Source organism: Acinetobacter sp. GFQ9D191M (genome assembly GCF_011174875.1).
In the GTDB taxonomy this organism is placed as follows: Bacteria; Pseudomonadota; Gammaproteobacteria; order Pseudomonadales; family Moraxellaceae; genus Acinetobacter.
The window spans coordinates 1-2,673 of the sequence record NZ_JAALGV010000047.1 but is presented as its reverse complement, the minus strand read 5'-3'; the positions used below and the strand labels follow the sequence as shown (position 1 = coordinate 2,673).

2 protein-coding genes, 1 pseudogene and 1 other annotated feature are annotated in these 2,673 nt (G+C 50.9%); all 3 genes and pseudogenes read right to left on the bottom strand.

Annotated features, from left to right (window positions below; translation table 11 throughout):
• Window positions 1-131: 131 nt before the first annotated feature.
• Window positions 132-754, bottom strand: a pseudogene (locus tag G5T77_RS08365) (IS3 family transposase); the annotation flags it as partial.
• Window positions 603-719 (bottom strand) — a sequence feature (AL1L pseudoknot). Its footprint overlaps the pseudogene before it by 117 nt.
• Window positions 755-859: 105 nt before the next feature.
• Window positions 860-1,696, bottom strand: coding sequence for an APH(6)-I family aminoglycoside O-phosphotransferase (locus tag G5T77_RS08355; protein ID WP_166236205.1), 837 nt, complete (start codon window positions 1,694-1,696; stop codon window positions 860-862).
• Complete coding sequence (aph(3'')-Ib, locus tag G5T77_RS08350) at window positions 1,696-2,502, bottom strand: aminoglycoside O-phosphotransferase APH(3'')-Ib (RefSeq protein WP_159124589.1); 807 nt, start codon at window positions 2,500-2,502, stop codon at window positions 1,696-1,698. The genes G5T77_RS08355 and aph(3'')-Ib overlap by 1 nt, the downstream gene beginning before the upstream one ends.
• Window positions 2,503-2,673: the final 171 nt, after the last annotated feature.

Below are 2,673 nucleotides of genomic sequence, written 5' to 3'. Positions count from 1 at the left end.
GCTGACTTGGAATTTCCCATCTGATTACTCCACGCTTACGAATATGAATTGCTACATTTTATCCGATTATCTTTTGCTTCGCAATGCGGCATGGGCGCACTCAGCGTTCCAGCCCCCTCTGCCGCCCTAAATGCTTGCTCCAATGCATCGAGCACCATATCTGTATTCATCCGTGTCGATACTTTCCATCCAACAATTGCTCGTGAGAACACATCAATAATAAATGCAGTATAAACCCAGCCTGAATTTGTTTGAATATACGTAAAGTCACTCACCCACAGTTGGTCAGGATGATCAGCAGTAAAATTACGTTTTACCAAGTCATCCGCTCGTTTTTGATCATCTCGGCTACGGGTGGTTTGTTTGTTCTTACCACGCCAAACACCTTTTATACCTAGCTTTTGCATTAATCGAGCAACAGTACAGCGCGCAATAATATAGCCTTCACGTTTCAGTTTTTGCCAGACTTTACGTACACCATACCGACCTGAACTTTCCTTCCAAATTCGTTTAATCTCCTCAGCATGATGCAAGTCATGTAAATCTCGCTTTGCTCGATGTTCTGGATTTTCACAGAGATCTAGAGTCCGGTAATAGGTTGAAGGTGCGATCGGTAAAATTCTACAAATCGCCTCGACTCCGTACAGCTCTTTATTATTATGGATAAAATCCACCATTATTTGTGTGGGCGGTCGAGCTCCGCCTGGGCGAAAAAAGCGGCTGCTTTACGTAGAATTTCATTGGCGCGTTGCAGGGGTCGTTTGCGGGAAGGGGCGGAATCCTACGCTAAGGCTTTGGCCAGCGATATTCTCCGGTGAGATTGATGTGTTCCCAGGGGATAGGAGAAGTCGCTTGATATCTAGTATGACGTCTGTCGCACCTGCTTGATCGCGGCCGCGATAGCTAGATCGCGTTGCTCCTCTTCTCCATCCGCGTTCCAAGCTGCGGAAAGGCACCCATAAGCGTACGCCTGGTCGAGCAGGCGACGCGGATCGACGTCCAGCGCACGAGAGAATGCGTCCACCATCTGTGCAATGCGTCTAGGATCGAGACAAAGGTCGTCTCTGTCAGCCGGATCGTAGAACATATTGGCGGCGCCAAAGCCCACTTCACCGACCAGACCGACGGGATCTATCACCAGCCAGCCGCGACTGGAGAACATGATGTTTTCATGATGCAGATCGCCATGTAGCCCACGCAGTTCCGAGGCATTGCTCATCATTTGATCGGCTATAATCGCCGCGTGGACGTAGTCAGTTTGACAACCTGCGTTTTGATCATCGCGCGCCCGCTGAAACAAAGCTGCAAAGCGATCCCGGATCGGGAGAAGGGCAGAAGGCAGGGGTTCCTCAGATGCGGCATACAGCTTCGCCATTAGTTCCGCTGCAATTTCGGTCGCCTGGTAGTCGCCGTGCTCGGCAACGATGTGAGAGAGCATTCGCTCCCCGGCATATTCGAGCAACATCAGATTGTTCTCACGACCGAGCAACCGGACTGCTCCCCTCCCATTGCGCCATACCAGATAGTCGGCCCCGCGCAGTTCATCAGCAATGTCTTCTATAGGTTTCAATCCCTTGACGATTGCAGGAGTCCCGTCTGGCAATGAAACTTTCCAAACGAGGCTGGAAAAGGTGTCCGCAATGAGAACAGGTTGCGAAACGTGCCAATGAGCAGGAAAAACAGGCGGCATGAACATCAACCCCAAGTCAGAGGGTCCAATCGCAGATAGAAGGCAAGGCGTTCGCGGTCGGGGGCTTCGATCCCCAATACATTGAATAGGACAGCGAAGGCGCGCTCTGCTTCATCTGGCGCTGCCCAGTTCTCTTCGGCGTTAGCAATCATGAGTGCCAAATCGGCATAGCGATCTGCTGTTCCGAGCCGCCCAAGGTCGATCAGACCCGTGCATTGAAGAGTTTTAGGGTCCACCATGAAGTTCGGCATGCAGGGATCACCATGGCAAACAACCATATCGGTGCGCTCTTGGTCGAGCCGCACCGGTAGCTCTCGTTCGACACGAGCCAAAAGATCGAGCTGCGGCGTACTCTTGTCCTCGTCCGGTAAGAAGTCGGGATTGACGGCATTGCGGGACACCACATCAACGGCGCGTCCGAACATTCGCGACAGCCTGCGCTCAAACGGACATTGATCAACCGATAGGCTGTGAACAGCGCCAAGTTGCTGCCCCATTGACGGCCACGCTTTGAGCAAATCCGCTCCAGACAGATCAGCCGCCGGTACTCCCGGAATTGCCGTTATCACCAAGCATGCACCCTCCTGTTCCTCCTGCCAGTTGATGACCTCGGGGCAAGCCACACCTCGACCTTTGAGCCAAATGAGGCGGTCACGCTCTCCAGCGAGCTCACCGCGGCGGGAAGCAGGTGCGATTTTCGCGAAGGCATGCCCGTCACCACGTCGAAAAACAAAATCACCAGATTCTCCACCTCTGACAGGCAACCAGTCAGAATGCGATTCACCAAAAAAAATATTATAGGACTTACGCACTATTATTTCTCTGTACACGACAAAAATAGATAACTCATTGAAATAATGTCACAATAATTGTTTTCTAACGACGAATACTATGACACATCTCAATGAGTTATATCTTATCTTAAACAAATCTCTAAAATGGAACAAGTCACATTTAAAGTGCTTTGCGCTCATCATGCTTGT